The organism is Streptomyces sp. Ru72, assembly GCF_002920635.1.
GTDB lineage: Bacteria > Actinomycetota > Actinomycetes > Streptomycetales > Streptomycetaceae > Streptomyces.
Map to the genome: position 1 here is coordinate 32,219 of NZ_PQSR01000061.1, position 15,398 is coordinate 47,616.

Annotated in this window: 17 protein-coding genes and 1 riboswitch; of the genes, 4 read left to right on the top strand and 13 right to left on the bottom strand. The window is 68.3% G+C overall.

The genetic code is table 11. The features are described from left to right. Nucleotides 1–32: 32 nt before the first annotated feature. Entirely contained in the window at nt 33–272 is a 240-nt protein-coding gene (locus tag C3488_RS25185) for a hypothetical protein (RefSeq protein WP_103843079.1), read from the bottom strand. Nucleotides 273–429: 157 nt separating this feature from the next. On the opposite strand from C3488_RS25185, the gene C3488_RS25190 reads away from it, so the two are divergent. Further along, nucleotides 430–1,161: a rhomboid family intramembrane serine protease gene (locus C3488_RS25190; protein ID WP_103843112.1), complete on the top strand. Its 732-nt coding sequence runs from the start codon at nt 430–432 to the stop codon at nt 1,159–1,161. Then, complete coding sequence (locus C3488_RS25195; protein WP_103843080.1) at nt 1,158–1,439, top strand: Lrp/AsnC family transcriptional regulator; 282 nt, start codon at nt 1,158–1,160, stop codon at nt 1,437–1,439. Before C3488_RS25190 ends, C3488_RS25195 begins: the two co-directional genes overlap by 4 nt. Nucleotides 1,440–1,483: 44 nt before the next feature. Here C3488_RS25195 and C3488_RS25200 read toward each other — a convergent pair whose 3' ends face one another. The 8 genes from C3488_RS25200 to C3488_RS25235 all read right to left on the bottom strand — a co-directional run bounded on the left by C3488_RS25200 (nt 1,484) and on the right by C3488_RS25235 (nt 9,322). Then, entirely contained in the window at nt 1,484–2,860 is a 1,377-nt protein-coding gene (locus C3488_RS25200) for an aminotransferase class V-fold PLP-dependent enzyme (RefSeq protein WP_103843082.1), read from the bottom strand. Nucleotides 2,861–3,044: 184 nt separating this feature from the next. After that, a riboswitch (SAM riboswitch) is annotated at nt 3,045–3,161 on the bottom strand. A 79-nt stretch (nt 3,162–3,240) separates the two neighbouring features. Further along, nucleotides 3,241–3,411, bottom strand: a complete 171-nt coding sequence (locus C3488_RS25205) for a hypothetical protein (protein WP_181139186.1) — start codon at nt 3,409–3,411, stop codon at nt 3,241–3,243. 27 nt (nt 3,412–3,438) lie between these two features. After that, nucleotides 3,439–3,795, bottom strand: coding sequence for a PRC-barrel domain-containing protein (locus C3488_RS25210; protein ID WP_103843086.1), 357 nt, complete (start codon nt 3,793–3,795; stop codon nt 3,439–3,441). A gap of 93 nt (nt 3,796–3,888) precedes the next feature. Next, entirely contained in the window at nt 3,889–4,953 is a 1,065-nt protein-coding gene (trpD, locus tag C3488_RS25215; protein ID WP_103843088.1) for an anthranilate phosphoribosyltransferase, read from the bottom strand. Nucleotides 4,954–5,089: 136 nt separating this feature from the next. After that, on the bottom strand, nt 5,090–6,727 hold the full coding sequence (locus tag C3488_RS25220) for a cytochrome bc complex cytochrome b subunit (RefSeq protein WP_103843090.1): 1,638 nt from the start codon (nt 6,725–6,727) through the stop codon (nt 5,090–5,092). Further along, on the bottom strand, nt 6,724–7,782 hold the full coding sequence (locus tag C3488_RS25225; RefSeq protein WP_103843092.1) for a ubiquinol-cytochrome c reductase iron-sulfur subunit: 1,059 nt from the start codon (nt 7,780–7,782) through the stop codon (nt 6,724–6,726). The genes C3488_RS25220 and C3488_RS25225 overlap by 4 nt, the downstream gene beginning before the upstream one ends. Further along, the gene (locus tag C3488_RS25230) at nt 7,779–8,591 is read right to left on the bottom strand and encodes a c-type cytochrome (RefSeq protein ID WP_103843094.1); all 813 of its coding nucleotides are present in this window, start codon (nt 8,589–8,591) and stop codon (nt 7,779–7,781) included. Before C3488_RS25230 ends, C3488_RS25225 begins: the two co-directional genes overlap by 4 nt. Nucleotides 8,592–8,701: 110 nt before the next feature. Beyond that, on the bottom strand, nt 8,702–9,322 hold the full coding sequence (locus C3488_RS25235) for a heme-copper oxidase subunit III (protein ID WP_103843096.1): 621 nt from the start codon (nt 9,320–9,322) through the stop codon (nt 8,702–8,704). Between the two features lie 179 nt (nt 9,323–9,501). On the opposite strand from C3488_RS25235, the gene C3488_RS25240 reads away from it, so the two are divergent. Further along, a complete protein-coding gene (locus tag C3488_RS25240) occupies nt 9,502–9,903 on the top strand; it encodes a response regulator transcription factor (protein WP_103843098.1) in 402 nt (133 codons plus the stop codon). A 52-nt stretch (nt 9,904–9,955) separates the two neighbouring features. Here the strand turns inward: C3488_RS25240 and C3488_RS25245 are convergent, their stop codons facing one another. The 4 genes from C3488_RS25245 to coxB form a co-directional block, all read right to left on the bottom strand. Next, nucleotides 9,956–11,212 (bottom strand): Ig-like domain-containing protein, encoded by a 1,257-nt coding sequence (locus tag C3488_RS25245; RefSeq protein WP_103843100.1) that lies wholly within the window; start codon nt 11,210–11,212, stop codon nt 9,956–9,958. 131 nt (nt 11,213–11,343) lie between these two features. Beyond that, nucleotides 11,344–11,742, bottom strand: coding sequence for a cytochrome c oxidase subunit 4 (locus tag C3488_RS25250; RefSeq protein ID WP_103843102.1), 399 nt, complete (start codon nt 11,740–11,742; stop codon nt 11,344–11,346). Continuing rightward, on the bottom strand, nt 11,739–13,472 hold the full coding sequence (gene ctaD, locus C3488_RS25255; RefSeq protein WP_103843104.1) for a cytochrome c oxidase subunit I: 1,734 nt from the start codon (nt 13,470–13,472) through the stop codon (nt 11,739–11,741). Before ctaD ends, C3488_RS25250 begins: the two co-directional genes overlap by 4 nt. Beyond that, entirely contained in the window at nt 13,469–14,428 is a 960-nt protein-coding gene (gene coxB, locus C3488_RS25260) for a cytochrome c oxidase subunit II (protein WP_103843106.1), read from the bottom strand. The genes ctaD and coxB overlap by 4 nt, the downstream gene beginning before the upstream one ends. A 309-nt stretch (nt 14,429–14,737) precedes the next feature. Between coxB and C3488_RS25265 the strand changes: the two genes are divergently transcribed. After that, a partial coding sequence (locus C3488_RS25265) for a cysteine desulfurase family protein (protein WP_146067920.1) occupies nt 14,738–15,398 on the top strand: 661 nt, incomplete at its 3' end.

The window sequence follows — 15,398 nt, forward strand, 5'->3', positions numbered from 1 at the left end:
CTCACCCCATACGCCCTGCGGGGCCGCCTCCCTCAGGAGCCGGCGCCCGGCCTGTCCACGAGCTCCACCTGGTCGACCGCGTTGCACCAGCGGCAACGGACCGACTCGATGGTCTCACTGACCACCTCGCGCTCCTCGACCTTCGGCTCCCCGGCCAGATCGAGGTGCACGTACTCGACGACCTTCGACGAGCGGGTCACGTCGAAACGGGTGAGGTTTCCGCAGAGCGTGCAGCGCCAGCGGGTCGTCTCCGTCGGCAGGGGAACCGTCATCGTGAGTGCTCTTCCTTCTTCCAGTCTCCGTGATGCGCCAGTTTCCCTGGAGCGTGTGGCTCGTAACCCTACGGCCTGGCGAGTACCCGCCGCCCGCCCGTTCCACGGCGGCGAGGCACTCTGTGCGGATCGGTCCGGTTACGCCATGCTCTGTACCATGATCAGCACCTGGAGCAGGACGGCCGTGGGAGCGCTGCGCGGACAGCCCGCGCCGGTGACGTACGGGCTGATCGTCCTGTGCTGCGCGCTCTTCGTCGTGGGACCGGCAGCGGGACTGAGTCCGGCCTACGGGACCGGGGACGCGCTGCTCGCCGCGCAGCGGGCCTACTTCGCCCGCTGGGGCGTGGTCCCGGCGGAGCTGTTCAGCGGGGCGCCACGAGCGGTGCTCACGCCCGCGACCGCGCTGTTCGTGCACGGCAGCTGGGTGCATCTGCTGGGCAACATGCTCTTCCTCTACGTCTTCGGGGCCATGGCCGAGGAGCGGATGGGGCATGTGGAGTTCGCCCTGTTCTACCTGGGCTGCGGCTGTCTGGCGCTGCTGGGGTACGCGGCGGCCAACGCCGCGTCGGCGCAGACGCTGGTCGGAGCGTCCGGAGCGATCTCCGCGGTCCTGGGTGCGTTCCTGTTCCTCTTCCCCAAGGCGCGGGTGACCAGTCTCTTCCCGTTCCTGTTCTTCCTCCCGCTGAGGTTCCCGGCCTGGGTGGTGCTGCCGTTCTGGGCGTCCCTGCAGTGGATGGCGGCGGGCCGGGCCGCCGAGGGGCCCGGGGTGGCCTACCTGGCCCACCTGGTGGGGTTCTCGCTGGGGTTCCTCTACGCGTCGGTGCGCTACGTGCGTACGAGTAGGGTGAAACCACCAGCCGAGGCCCCCGAGGGAGAACAGCAGCCGTGATCACCGCGATCGTGCTCATCAAGACCAGCGTGGACCGGATCCCCGAGATCGCGGAGCGGATCGCCTCGCTGGATTCCGTCAGCGAGGTCTTCTCCGTCACGGGGACGTACGACCTGATCGCCATGGTGCGGGTGAGGGAGCACGAGGAGCTGGCGGACGTCATCCCCGGGCGGATCAGCAAGATCCCGGGAGTCGAGGCGACGGACACCCACGTGGCGTTCCGTACGTACTCCCAGCACGACCTGGAGGCGGCGTTCGCGATCGGGCTGGACTCCTGATCCGCCCGATCCGCTGAACGCCGCCTCACCGGCCCTGCGCGATCTCAGACCGCCGGGACGCAGCGGCCGTTCTCCGTGCGGTACTGCCACCGGGCGCCGTCGCTCACCAGTTCCTTCACCGCGTTGACGAAGCGCTCCACATGCTCGTCGGGGGTGCCGGCGCCGAAGCTCACCCGGATCGCGTTGAGGGACCTCTCCCCGGGCGCCGCCTCGGGGGCACCGCACTCGCCCTGGGTCTGGGGGTCGCTGCCGAGCAGGGTGCGCACCAGCGGGTGGGCGCAGAACAGGCCGTCGCGGACGCCGATGCCGTACTCGGCGGAGAGCGCGGCGGCGAAGTGGGAGCTGTTCCAGCCCTCGACGACGAAGGAGATCACGCCGACGCGGGGGGCGTCGTCGCCGAAGAGGGAGAGGACCCTGACCTCGGGGACCTCGGCGAGGCCCTCCCTGACCTTGCGGATCAGGTGCTGCTCGCGGGCGACCAGGGTGTTGAAGCCGGCCTCGGTGAGGGCCTTGCAGGCGGAGGCGATGGCGTAGGCGCCGATCACGTTCGGGGAGCCGGCCTCGTGGCGGGCGGCCGTGTCGTGCCACTCCACGTCCACTCCCCCGTCCGTCCTGCGCGTGACCTTGCGGCTGGCGCCGCCGCCAGCGAGGTACGGCTCGGCCTGGCGCAGCCAGTCGGCGCGGCCGGCCAGGACGCCGGAGCCGAAGGGGGCGTAGAGCTTGTGGCCAGAGAAGGCGACCCAGTCCACGTCGAGGTCCTTGACGGACACCGGGTGGTGCGGGGCGAGCTGGGCCGCGTCCAGCACGATACGGGCGCCGTGCGCGTGGGCCGTCGCCGCCAGCTCCTGTACCGGCCACAGCTCGCCGGTGACGTTGGAGGCGCCGGTGACGCAGACCAGGGCCGGGCCGTGGCCCCCTTCGATGGACACGGTGCGGTCGGCGAGCGCGCGCTCCAGGGTCTCGACGGCCTGCTGCGGGCTGCTCGGGGCGTCGAGGTAGGTGACCCGGGCGTCCCGCCACGGCAGCAGGGAGGCGTGGTGCTCGGTCTCGAAGACGAAGACCTGGCAGTCGGCCGGGAGGGCGGCGGCGAGGAGGTTGAGCGAGTCGGTGGTGGAGCGGGTGAAGACCACCTGGTCGGTGTCGCGGCAGTCGAGGAACTCGGCGACCGTGCGGCGGGCGTTCTCGAACAGGTCGGTGGACAGCTGGGAGAGGTAGCCGGCGCCGCGGTGCACGCTGCCGTAGTAGGGGGCGTACGCGGCGACGTCGTCCCAGACGCGCTGCAGCGCGGGGGCACTGGCCGCGTAGTCGAGCGCGGCGTAGGTGACGTCGCCGCCGGTGACGAGCGGGACGGTGACATCACGCCCCAGAACGGGCAGCGGGGCACAGACGGACTGGTCGGCGGCAAGGGTGGAGACGGACATGGGTGTACTCCCGTGGGCAGGCGAGACTCACCGGTGCCGGAGGCGCGCAGAAGCGCGGCGGTGTCCACGGCACGGAGAAGGTGAAAGGAAAAGGGGGTGCGGAGGCGGGGCTCTGCGGCCCTAACGCATTCGCTTGCTCACGGAAGGCTCCCTCGAACGACCAGGACCCCTGGAAGACACGAGGGGTCCGCGCTTGCCGCAGACCTCGCTGCCTGCGACCTGGTCTTCACCCGGGGCACCCCGCCACGGACGGAGGGTTGCCGGACAGCCGGCCGGGGCCGAATGGCTGTCACTCATGACCTGATGTGGAAATTACGGCAGGTGATCACCTGCTCGCAACTTCTGTCCGTATACCGGGACGGCGGACCCGTCCCGGTGCGTCACCGAAGCAGGTGGTGCTTCGAGCGCCGTCCCCAGCGCATTCCGCCCAGAACGAGGCTGGCCAGGAACACCACTATGCCGATGATCAGGAGGTAGAACAGTCCCTTCGCGACCGCGCCGATGATGCCCAGAGCGACCGCCGCGAGGATCAGGAACAGGAACAACGCCATGATGACCACTTCCTCGGGTTCGGGAGGTCAGCGGCGCGCGAGACGGCGTCCGCGGTCGGCACCGGGCTCGTAGGCCCTGTCGTAGTGATGGAAGATCTCTTCTTCCCGCTCGACCGGCAGCACGTCGTCCACGCCGATGGACGGCGCCTTGCGCACCTGCCCCTTGGAGTGGACCACCTGGACGTATCCGGGTCCCACGGTCGCCTCGTCGATGGGAACGAAGACGAGCCTCTGCCGGGTCGGCATCCCGGTGCGGACGGTGGCCATGGCGGGCGTGTCGGTGGTGGTGTCGACGTACACCGCCTCAAGGGACCCGATCTTGCGGCCCTTGGCGTCGATCACGTCCCGGTTGCGCCACTCGCGGATATCGGCTGAATGGATCATGCCCAGCCTCCTTGCGGCCCGCGGGGAGAGCTGCCTTTGTCTCACTGTACTCCAGCCAGCCTGACCTGGCCTTTTCCGCGGGCGCGCTCGGCGTCAGGCGTTACTGGCGGCCACCCACCGCTCCAGGGCACGCTTGGCCGCGCCCGAGTCGATCGACTCGGCGGCCTTGGCCATGCCGGCGCGGATCTGGTCCGCCAGCGGGCCGTCGCCCGGCTCCAGAGCCACCAGCGCGGCTGCCGAGTTCAGCAGTACGGCGTCCCGTACCGGACCCTTCTCCCCGTCGAGGAGGCGGCGGGCGACCTCGGCGTTGTGGGACGGGTCGCCGCCGCGCAGGGCCTGGACCGGCACCAGTTCGATACCGGCGTCCCGCGGGTCGAAGGTCTCCTCGGTGACCTTGCCGTCGCGGACGATCCAGACGTGGGAGGTGGCGGTCGTCGTCAGCTCGTCGAGGCCGTCGTCGCCGCGGAACACCAGGGAGGAGTTGCCGCGCTCGGCGAGCACGCCCGCGATCATCGGCGCCAGGCGCGGGTCTGCGACGCCGACCGCCTGGGCCTTCACCTTCGCCGGGTTGGTCAGCGGACCTAGGGCGTTGAAGACGGTCCGGATACCCAGCTGACCGCGCGCGGCGGCGACATGGCGCAGCGCGGGGTGGAACTTCACCGCGAAACAGAAGGTGATGCCCGCCTCCTCCGCGACCTGAGCCACCCGCTGGGGCGTGAGGTCGAGGTTGACGCCCAGCTTCTCCAGGACGTCCGACGAGCCCGACGCCGACGAGGCCGCGCGGTTGCCGTGCTTGACGACCTTCGCGCCCGTGCCGGCCACCACCAGCGCCGACATCGTGGAGATGTTCACCGTCTTGGCGCCGTCGCCGCCCGTGCCGACGATGTCGACCGTGCGGCCCGACACCTCGATCACATTGGCGTGCTCGTACATCGCCCGGACCACACCGGTGATCTCCTCGACGGTCTCCCCCTTGGCCCGCAGCGCCACCACGAACCCGGCGATCTGCGCGTCCGTCGCCTCGCCGCGCATGATGCGGTCCATCGCCCAGGCCGTGTCGTCCGCGCTCTGGTCGCGGCCCTCGAGGAGCCCGTTCAGCACCTGGGGCCAGGAACGGCCCGCCGCGGTGTCGCCTCCAGCGGGGTGCACAGCGCTCATAAGCCGCTCCTGGGTCGGTGTCCCGGACTACGGGACGCGAGTCTCGAACGGGTCCACCCTATCCAGCCGGGGGCATGGCGAAGGGCCCCGTCCGAACACCGGACGGGGCCCTTCGCCGTGGCGTGGCGTGCAGCGATCAGTGGTGGCCGTGGCCGCTCGTGATCTCCTTGTATTCCTCGACCGTGGGCTTGGGGATCTGGTTGTTCTCCCCGTAGTACGCGTTGCTGAGCTTGGCACGCAGCTTCGCGGAGCCCTTGATCTTCCGCTCGACGCCGTTCTCGTCGACCGTCGGGCCGATCTGGACCGGCTCGTACTGCTCGTGCGCCGTGAGCGTGTGCAGCTGCTCCTGGCTGAGCGGCTCGTGGACCTCGATGAACTCACCGTGCGGCAGCCGCTTGATGATGCCCGACTCGCGGCCGTGCAGCACCTTGTCGCGGTCCCGGCGCTGCAGGCCGAGGCAGATCCGCTTGGTGACGATGAACACGAGCACCGGCACCACGAAGAAGGCGACGCGGACGAACCAGGTGATCGCGTTGATCGAGAGGTTGAAGTGGGTGGCCCACAGGTCGTTGCCGCCACCGACCAGCAGCACGAAGTACCACGAGATCCAGGCGGCACCGAACGCGGTACGCGTCGGAGCGTTGCGCGGACGGTCCAGGATGTGGTGCTCGCGCTTGTCGCCGGTGACCCAGGACTCGATGAACGGGTAGACCGCGATCGTGACCAGGACCAGCGGGAAGATCACCAGCGGGACGAACACACCCAGGACGAGCGTGTGACCCCAGAAGTTGATCTCCCAGCCCGGCATCGTGCGGATCAGGCCCTCGGAGAAGCCCATGTACCAGTCGGGCTGGGCGCCCGTGGACACCTGGTCCGGACGGTAGGGGCCGATGGCCCAGATCGGGTTGATGGTGGCGATCGCCGCGATGGCCGCGATGACGCCGAAGACCAGGAAGAAGAAGCCTCCGGCCTTGGCCATGTACACCGGCATCAGCGGCATGCCGACGACGTTGTTGTTCGTCTTGCCGGGGCCCGCGAACTGCGTGTGCTTGTGGTAGACGACCAGGATCAGGTGGCCCACCACCAGGCCGAGCATGATGCCCGGGAGCAGCAGGATGTGGATCGAGTAGAACCGGGCCACGAAGTCGCCGCCCGGGAACTCGCCGCCGAAGAGGAAGAACGACAGGTACGTGCCGACGATCGGCACGGACAGGATCGCACCCTCCATGAAGCGGACACCGGTGCCGGAGAGCAGGTCGTCCGGGAGCGAGTAACCGGTGAAGCCGGTGAACATGCCGAGGACGAACAGCAGGAAGCCGAACAGCCAGTTGATCTCGCGCGGCTTGCGGAACGCGCCGGTGAAGAAGACGCGCATCATGTGCACGAACATGCCGGCGAGGAAGATCAGCGCCGCCCAGTGGTGGATCTGCCGGACCAGCAGACCGCCGCGGACGTCGAAGCTGATGTGCAGCGTCGAGTTGAACGCCTCGCTCATCAGCTGACCCTGCAGCGGCACGTAACTGCCGTGGTACACCACCTCGTTCATCGACGGGTGGAAGAACAGGGTCAGGTAGACACCCGTGAGGATGATGATGAGGAAGCTGTAGAGGCAGACCTCACCCAACATGAACGACCAGTGGTCGGGGAAGATCTTCCGCATGTTGGACTTGGCCAGGGTGTAGATGCCCAGGCGTCCGTCGGCCCAGTCGGCGACGCGCTCGCCGGCCGGTGCCCGTCCGCGCGACGCGGACCCGTTGCTGGTTGTAGTGCTCATCCGCGCTCCCAGAAGGCAGGACCGACGGGCTCCTCGAAGTCGCCGAGCGCCTCGAGGTAACCGTCCGCGTTGACGCCGATGCGCAGCTGCGGCAGGGCGTGACCGGCCGGGCCGAAGATGACCCGGGCACCGTCGGAGAGGTCGAAGGTGGACTGGTGGCACGGGCAGAGGACGTGGTGCGTCTGCTGCTCGTACAGGGAGATCGGGCAACCGACGTGGGTGCAGATCTTGGAGAACGCCACGATGCCCTCGTGGGACCAGGACAGTTCCTTCTTGTCCTTGATGTTCTCCGGCTGCAGCCGGACGATCATCAGCGCCGCCTTGGCGATCTCCACCTGGAAGTCCTCGCTGGTCTCCTCCAGGCCCTCGGGCTTGGCGAAGGTGAGCGAACCGACCTGGACGTCCGAGGGACGCAGCGGCTGGTTCGTGTTCATGTTGACGAGGAGCTTGCCCTTGGACCACATCGTGTGGCGCAGCTTCGTCCCGGGCAGGGAGCCGAGGTCGCGCAGCAGGAAGAGGCCGGAGAGCGGGAACATGGCCAGCGCGCCGAGCATCGTGGTGCGGATCAGCTTGCGGCGGCCGATCACGGACTCCTTGGCGCCCTGCCGGAAGTCGGCCATGACCTTGGCCTTGACCTCGGGGGACGCCTCCACCGGGTGACGCTCGTCGGCGATCTCCACGTCGGACATCAGGGTGCGGGCCCAGTGGACCGCGCCCGCGCCGATCGTGAACAGCGCCACGCCGAGCGTCAGACCCAGCGCGAAGTTCATCGCGCTGATGTGCCCGATCGGGAAGACGTAGATCGACTTGTCGTTCGGGATCGCGACGTACGAGGCGATGAAGCCGATGGTGGCCAGCATCGACACGGTGAACAGCAGGGCGACCGTGCGCTCGGAGCGCTTGGCGGCACGCTCGTCGATGTCCTGGATGCGGTGCTCGTGGGGCGGCAGCCCCGGGTCGGCGAACGGGTTCTCCTCGTCCGCGACGGCTACCGCACCGGACTCGGTGTCCTGCTCAGCGGGCAGGTTCTCTTCTGGAATGTCGTGGCTACTCATGACTTCTTGGCCTTTGCGGTCCGAGCGGCGACCCAGACGGCGACGACGATCAGCGCGCCGAGGCCGAAGATCCAGGCGAACAGGCCTTCGGAGACCGGACCGAGGCCGCCCAGCTTGAGACCGCCGGGGTTCACGGTCTCGTCACCGTTGACCGCCTTGAGGTACGCGATGATGTCCTTCTTGTTCTGCTGCGACAGCGTGGTGTCCGGGAAGGACGGCATGTTCTGCGGGCCCGTCAGCATGGCCTCGTAGATGTGCTTGGGGGCGACACCCTCGAGGCTCGGGGCGAACTTGCCGTGCGTCAGCGCACCGCCCTCACCGGTGAAGTTGTGGCACTGCGCGCAGTTGGTACGGAAGAGCTCACCGCCCTTGGCGATGTCGGCGCCTTCCGGGCTGTAGTCGTTCTTGGTCGGGATCGCCGGGCCGGCGCCGAGAGAGGAGATGTACGCCGCGAGCTGGTCGATCTGGGTCTGGTTGTAGATCGGCCTCTTCCGCGGCACCTGGGCGCCCTGCGAGGTGGCGGCGGGCATACGCCCGGTGCCGACCTGGAAGTCGACGGCCGCGGCACCCACGCCCACCAGGCTGGGACCGTCGGAGCTGCCCTGACCGTTGGTGCCGTGGCAGCTGGCGCAGCCCACCTGGTAGAGCTTCTTGCCCTCGTCGATGGCGAGGGACTGGGCGGTCGTATCGGCCTGCGCCTGGGTCGCGGGCGCGAACGCTGCGTACAGCCCCCCGGTGGCCGCCAGCGCGAGGAGTAGGACGACGACAGCCGCCAGCGGATGGCGTCGTCGTGCGGAGAGCTTTTTCACGGATTACCCCGGTGTCAGGATCTTCTGCGTCGATGCTTCTGGAGGTGGATCGGGTCGTCGGGGGCGATCGGCTCCCCCGGTCGGGGGACCCTCCGCCGCGCGGCGGCCGACTACCGGATCATGTAGATCGTGGCGAAGAGGCCGATCCAGACGACGTCGACGAAGTGCCAGTAGTAGGACACGACGATGGCGGCGGTCGCCTGCTCATGGGTGAACCTGCGCGCCGCGTAGGTGCGGCCGAGGACCAGGAGGAAGGCGATGAGACCACCCGTCACGTGCAGGCCGTGGAAGCCGGTGGTCAGGTAGAACACCGAGCCGTACGGGTCCGAGGACAGCGAGAGGCCGTCCTTCTTGACCAGCTCGGTGTACTCGAAGATCTGACCGCCGACGAAGATCGCACCCATGATGAAGGTGACGATGAACCAGCCCCGGAGCTTCTTCACGTCCCCGCGCTCGGCGGCGAACACGCCGAGCTGGCAGGTCAGGGAGGAGAGCACCAGGATCGTGGTGTTCGTCGCCGAGAACGGGAAGTTGAGATGGCTCGCCATCTCCTTCCAGTGAGCCGGCCCGGTCACCGATCGCAGGGTGAAGTACATCGCGAAGAGGGCCGCGAAGAACATCAGCTCGGAACTCAGCCAGATGATGGTTCCGACGCTGGTGAGGTTCGGCCGGTTGACCGACGGGTGCGCGTGCCCGGTTTCTACTGTCGTTGCTGTCGCCACGACCGACATTATGTCGGTCGCTTATCTCGCCCTCACTCCGGGGGGTGCCGTTCGGAGTGTCCGTACCGTCTGTAGTGCCCGGATGGCGCACCGAAGGGGGGTGCGAGCCGGTGTCGGCCCGGTGTTCCAGGGGGTAGCATCCGCACCGATGGTCCGTTCCGTACGACGACGACGTCCCGGAGGGAAGCATGCAGCCGACCGCCACGGTGCTGGTCTACAGCGACGACTCCAACACCCGCGCCCAGGTGCGGCTGGCCTCCGGCCGCAGGCCGGCCCCGGACGTTCCCGAGGTGGAGTTCGTGGAGTGCGCCACGCCGGGGGCCGTGCTCAGGGAGCTGGACAAGGGCGGCATCGACGTGTGCGTGCTGGACGGCGAGGCCGTGCCGATGGGGGGCATGGGCGTGTGCCGGCAGATCAAGGACGAGATCTTCAATTGTCCGCCGGTGCTTGTGCTGATCGCTCGGCCCCAGGATGCCTGGCTTGCGACCTGGAGCCGCGCGGATGCGGCTGTGGCGCTGCCGGTCGAGCCGGTCGAGTTCGCCTCCGCCTTGGCTTCGCTGTTGCGGCGCAGGGCCCTTTCGAGCGCCTGAGAGCCCGGGTTCCCGGCTTGCGGGGCGACGGGGAGTGCCCCTTGCGGGGCGCTCAGACGCTCTCCGGGCTCAGTCGTGCCGTCATCGCCGGGTTCGAGGTGTCAGGGGTCAGGGCGCTGCCCTTCTGCCACTTCTTCCAGTCCACGTTCCAGTCGCCGAAGCCGTTGCCGAACGGTTCCATCAGTTTGCCGCCCGAGTTGACGACCTGGACGATGTCTCCCTGCCGGACCGTGTTGTAGAACCACTGGGCGTACGAGGTGCTCATCCCCGTGCAGCCGTGGCTGACGTTGCGGTACCCCTGGGCGGCGACGGACCAGGGCGCGGCGTGCACGTACTCGCCGCTCCAGGTGACCCGGGCCGCCCAGTAGACGTTCAGGTCGTAGGAGTCGCTGGAGCCCGCCGAGATCCCGATGGTGGTTCCGCGCATCCGTACGACGTAGCTCTTGTTCAGGATCACCTTGACGCCGTTGCGGGTCTCGTAGCCGGGCTTGCCGGTGGTGATGGGGATCTGCTTGATCACCTGGCCGTTCTTGTAGACGGTCATCCGGTGTGACGCCGAGTCGGTGAGGGCGATGACGCTGTCCCCCGTGGTCAGTTTCACGGGCTTGGTGTCGCCGCCCCAGAGACGTTCGGCGATCTTCACCCCGGCGAGGTTGCTGTAGGCCGTGATGGTGGCGTGGACGGGCCAGTATTCCTCGGGGCGGTAGTGCAGCGTCTTGTCGTCCACCCAGTACCAGGAGCCCTTCACGGCGGGCACCGAGTCCACCCTGAGGGCACGCTCGACGATGGCCCGCTGCGCCCTGTCCTTGACGGGCTCGCTGAGGGTGGCCGTGACGGGCTGGCCGACGCCGTAGGTCCCGGAGTCCGGGCCGAAGGTGACGTTCAGGACCTTCTTGGTCTTCGGGGTGCCGGTGTCGAACTCGAGGGTCTTTCGGCCCGGATTGCCGTCCTCGTCCTCCGTGCTGACCTGCACCGTGTAGTGGGTGCCCGCGGCCAGCGGCGAGGTGCTGTGCCAGCGGCTGCCGTCGGCGGAGAGTTCACCGGCGACATAGCGTCCTCGGGAGTCGGTGGCGGTGACGTCCGTGATGCGCGCGTCCGACCCCGAGGCAGTGATCTCCAGTGGTTTGTCCGGGTCGACCTGCTTGCCGTCGCCGACCGGGGCGTTGAAGGCGATGTCGTCCGCCGCGTCGTACGGCTTCGCCGCCGGGTCCCCGTCCCCGCCGCAGGCGACGAGACCCGCACCGAGGGCGATCACCAGCAGGGTGCAGCCGACGACCGTGCCGTTCCTCAAGAACGCTGTGTGGCTCATGCCCTCACGCTAGGAACGTCCGTCAAGCATGGCGCGCCGGGCAATCCGTGTGGGGGACGTAAGACGCGGCAAAAGAGGGAGCCCGGACACTCCAGGCGGTGTGTCCGGGCTCCCGTCGCGCTCGGCGCGTGCTACTGGGTGCGGTTCTCGCCGCGGTAGTACTCGAAGACCCAGCCCCACAGGCCCACCAGGATCAGCGGGGCCGCGAAGTACAGCAGCCACCAGCCGATCGCGATCGCCAGGAAGGCGAACGCTCCACCGATGCCGAGGGCGAGCGGCTGCCAGCTGTGCGGGCTGAAGAAGCCGATCTCACCGGCGTCGTCGGCGACGTCGGCCTCCTTGTTGTCCTGCGCTCCCGCGTCGACCCGCCGGGCCGTGAAGGCCAGGTAGTAGCCGATCATCACGCTCAGGCCGAAGGCCAGGAAGAGCGCGGTGGTGCCGGCCGGCTCCTTCGACCACAGGCCGTAGATGATGGCCATGACGAGGATGAAGACGGACAGCCACAGGAACATCTTGCCCTGGATCTTCACTTGCCGGCCTCCTTGCCACCAGCGACGCCCTTGGTGCCGGCACCCGCGTACTCGAGCTGCTCGAGCGCGGCGATCTCCGGGTGGTGCAGGTCGAAGGCGGGCGATTCGGAGCGGATCCGCGGCAGCGTGAGGAAGTTGTGCCGCGGCGGCGGGCAGGAGGTCGCCCACTCCAGCGAACGGCCGTAGCCCCACGGGTCGTCGACGCCGACCGGCTTGCCGTACTTGGCCGTCTTCCACACGTTGTAGAGGAACGGCAGGATCGACAGACCGAGCAGGAAGGAGGAGATCGTCGAGATCGTGTTCAGGGCGGTGAAGCCGTCGGCAGCGAGGTAGTCCGCGTAACGACGCGGCATGCCCTCGGCGCCCAGCCAGTGCTGCACCAGGAACGTGCCGTGGAAGCCGATGAACAGCGTCCAGAACGTGATCTTGCCGAGGCGCTCGTCGAGCATCTTTCCGGTGAACTTCGGCCACCAGAAGTGGAAGCCGGAGAACATCGCGAAGACGACGGTGCCGAAGACCACGTAGTGGAAGTGCGCCACCACGAAGTACGAGTCCGAGATGTGGAAGTCCATCGGCGGCGAGGCCAGGATGACACCGGTCAGACCACCGAACGTGAAGGTGATCAGGAAGCCGGTCGCCCAGAGCATCGGCGTCTCGAAGGACAGCGAGCCCTTCCACATCGTTCCGATCCAGTTGAAGAACTTCACGCCGGTCGGGACGGCGATGAGGAACGTCATGAAGGAGAAGAACGGAAGCAGCACGCCACCGGTGACGTACATGTGGTGCGCCCACACCGTCACGGAGAGACCGGCGATGGCGATCGTGGCGCCGATGAGGCCCATGTAGCCGAACATCGGCTTACGGCTGAAGACCGGGATGACCTCGGAGATGATGCCGAAGAACGGCAGCGCGATGATGTACACCTCTGGATGGCCGAAGAACCAGAAGAGGTGTTGCCACAGCAGTGCGCCGCCGTTGGCCGCGTCGAAGACGTGGGCGCCGAACTTGCGGTCCGCCTCCAGGGCGAACAGCGCGGCCGCCAGGACCGGGAAGGCCAGCAGCACGAGCACACCGGTCAGCAGCACGTTCCACACGAAGATCGGCATGCGGAACATCGTCATGCCGGGGGCGCGCATGCAGATGATCGTGGTGATGAAGTTGACCGAGCCGAGGATCGTGCCGAAGCCGGAGAAGGCCAGACCCATGATCCACATGTCGGCGCCGATGCCCGGCGAGCGGACCGCGTCCGACAGCGGGCTGTAGGCGAACCAGCCGAAGTCGGCCGCGCCGTCCGGGGTGAGGAAGCCGCCGACCGCGATGAGCGAGCCGAACAGGTAGAGCCAGTAGGCGAACATGTTCAGCCGCGGGAACGCCACGTCGGGCGCGCCGATCTGCAGCGGCATGATCCAGTTCGCGAAGCCGGCGAACAGCGGCGTCGCGAACATCAGCAGCATGATCGTGCCGTGCATCGTGAACGCCTGGTTGAACTGCTCGTTCGACATGATCTGCAGGCCCGGACGGGCCAGCTCGGCGCGCATGAGCAGCGCCATCACGCCGCCGATCAGGAAGAACGCGAAGGACGTCGTCAGATACAGCGTGCCGATCGTCTTGTGGTCGGTGGTCGTCAGCCACTTGACGACGACGTTACCGGGTCGCCTGCGCCGTACCGGCAGCTCGTTCTCGTACGACTCAGCTGCCGCGGCACCCTGGGGTTCGTTGAGGATGCTCACAGGTTGTTCGTCTCCCGGTTCTTCTCGTGGCTCGTCTGCGCGATGCCGGCGGGAATGTAACCGGTCTGCCCCTTCTTCGCGAGGTCCTTGAGGTGCTGCTCGTACGCTGCGGGCGAGACGACCTTCACGTTGAACAGCATCCGGGAGTGGTCGACGCCGCAGAGCTCGGCGCACTTGCCGCGGAAGGTGCCCTCCTGGTTGGGGGTCACCTCGAAGGCGTTGGTGTGGCCCGGGATGACGTCCTGCTTCATCAGGAACGGCAGCACCCAGAAGGAGTGGATGACGTCACGCGAGGTGAGGATGAAGCGGACGGTCTTGCCCTTGGGGAGCCACAGGGTGGGACCGGGGTTGCCCGTCTGCGGGTTCCGCGTGGCGGGCGTGCCGAAGTCGTAGACACCGCCGGCGTTCGCCGGGAAGTCGTTCTTGAACCGGTCCGGGATCGCGACCAGGTTCTTGTCGGTCTTCGCGTCGCCCGTCACCCCGTCCACGGGGGTGATGTAGTTGAAGCCCCAGCTCCACTGGTAGCCGATGACGTTGACGGTGACGTCGGGCTTCTTGGAGAGGCTGAGGAGCTTCGACTCGTCGCGGGCGGTGAAGTAGAAGAGCACCGAGACGATGATGAGCGGGACGACCGTGTACAACGCCTCGATCGGCATGTTGTACCGGGTCTGCTGGGGAACCTCGACCTTGGTGCGGCTGCGACGGTGGAACATCGCGCTCCACAGGATCAAGCCCCACACCAGCACGCCGACGGCGAGCGCGGCCGCCCAGGACCCCTGCCACAGGGAGAGGATCCTCGGAGCCTCTTCCGTGGTCGGGGTGGGCATACCAAGGCGGGGGAAGTCCTTGTATGTGCAACCGGTAGCGGTCGCCAGGACCAGGCCCGCGGTCAGTGCCTGCAGCAGCTTCCGCCGCATCGGGCGCCGCGGCGAGCGGTCGGAGCCGTTGGGACTCACGTAGCGCCTTCCCGAGAGTCTCGCCCGCGCGGTTGGCTGCGGCCTTCTCGCTGGTCGGTCGCCGCCCTGCGTCGGGCAGGGGTTTGGATGTTTATGCGGACCAAACCCTACTCGACGCCATCCGGCGGTTCGCGGGGAGGGTGCCGTACGCGCCGCGGGGCGCCCCGAAGGGGTGGAGTGGGGCATATGGGGCGCCTATTGGCTGGGGAGTGCGGCTTGTGCGGCGGGTGCGGATGTTTTCGGGTTGATCGCGTAGTTCCTGCGCCCCTTGAGGTCCGCTGCACTTGCCCGGCGTCTTAGCGTTGCCTTGTGGGCTACTTCGACGCTGCTTCCGCCGCTCCCCTCCATCCCGTCGCTCGCCAGGCGCTCCAGGCCTCGCTCGATGAGGGGTGGGCCGACCCCGCGCGGCTGTACCGCGAGGGACGGCGGGCGCGGCTGCTGCTGGACGCGGCGCGGGAGGCGGCCGCCGATGCGGTGGGCTGCCGTCCGGACGAGCTGGTGTTCACCTCCTCCGGGACGCGGGCGGTGCACACGGGGATCGAGGGGGTGCTGGCGGGCCGCCGCCGGGTCGGACGCCACCTGATCGTGTCAGCGGTCGAACACTCCTCGGTGCTTCATTCGGCGGAGGTGTTCGAGGCGTCGGGCGGGACGGTGACACAGGTGCCGGTCTCGCGAGCGGGCGCGGTCACGCCCGAGCAGTACGCGCACGCGTTGCGTCCGGACACCGCGCTGGCCTGTCTGCAGTCGGCCAACCACGAGGTCGGCACGGTGCAGCCGGTGGCCGGCGTGGCCGAGGCGTGCCGGGCGGCCGGGGTACCGCTGCTGGTGGACGCCGCGCAGTCGCTGGGCTGGGGCCCGGTGGAGGGCGACTGGTCTGTCCTGACGGCAAGTGCGCACAAATGGGGCGGACCTTCGGGTGTCGGGCTTCTCGCGGTGCGCAAGGGAGTGCGGTTCGCGCCTCAAGGGCCCT

Coding starts and splice junctions, on each gene's coding strand:
- C3488_RS25185 (WP_103843079.1), bottom strand. CDS start 272: ATGACGGTTCCCCTGCCGACGGAGACGACCCGCTGGCGCTGCACGCTC.
- C3488_RS25190 (WP_103843112.1), top strand. CDS start 430: ATGATCAGCACCTGGAGCAGGACGGCCGTGGGAGCGCTGCGCGGACAG.
- C3488_RS25200 (WP_103843082.1), bottom strand. CDS start 2,860: ATGTCCGTCTCCACCCTTGCCGCCGACCAGTCCGTCTGTGCCCCGCTG.
- C3488_RS25205 (WP_181139186.1), bottom strand. CDS start 3,411: ATGGCGTTGTTCCTGTTCCTGATCCTCGCGGCGGTCGCTCTGGGCATC.
- C3488_RS25210 (WP_103843086.1), bottom strand. CDS start 3,795: ATGATCCATTCAGCCGATATCCGCGAGTGGCGCAACCGGGACGTGATC.
- trpD (WP_103843088.1), bottom strand. CDS start 4,953: ATGAGCGCTGTGCACCCCGCTGGAGGCGACACCGCGGCGGGCCGTTCC.
- C3488_RS25220 (WP_103843090.1), bottom strand. CDS start 6,727: ATGAGCACTACAACCAGCAACGGGTCCGCGTCGCGCGGACGGGCACCG.
- C3488_RS25225 (WP_103843092.1), bottom strand. CDS start 7,782: ATGAGTAGCCACGACATTCCAGAAGAGAACCTGCCCGCTGAGCAGGAC.
- C3488_RS25235 (WP_103843096.1), bottom strand. CDS start 9,322: ATGTCGGTCGTGGCGACAGCAACGACAGTAGAAACCGGGCACGCGCAC.
- C3488_RS25240 (WP_103843098.1), top strand. CDS start 9,502: ATGCAGCCGACCGCCACGGTGCTGGTCTACAGCGACGACTCCAACACC.
- C3488_RS25245 (WP_103843100.1), bottom strand. CDS start 11,212: ATGAGCCACACAGCGTTCTTGAGGAACGGCACGGTCGTCGGCTGCACC.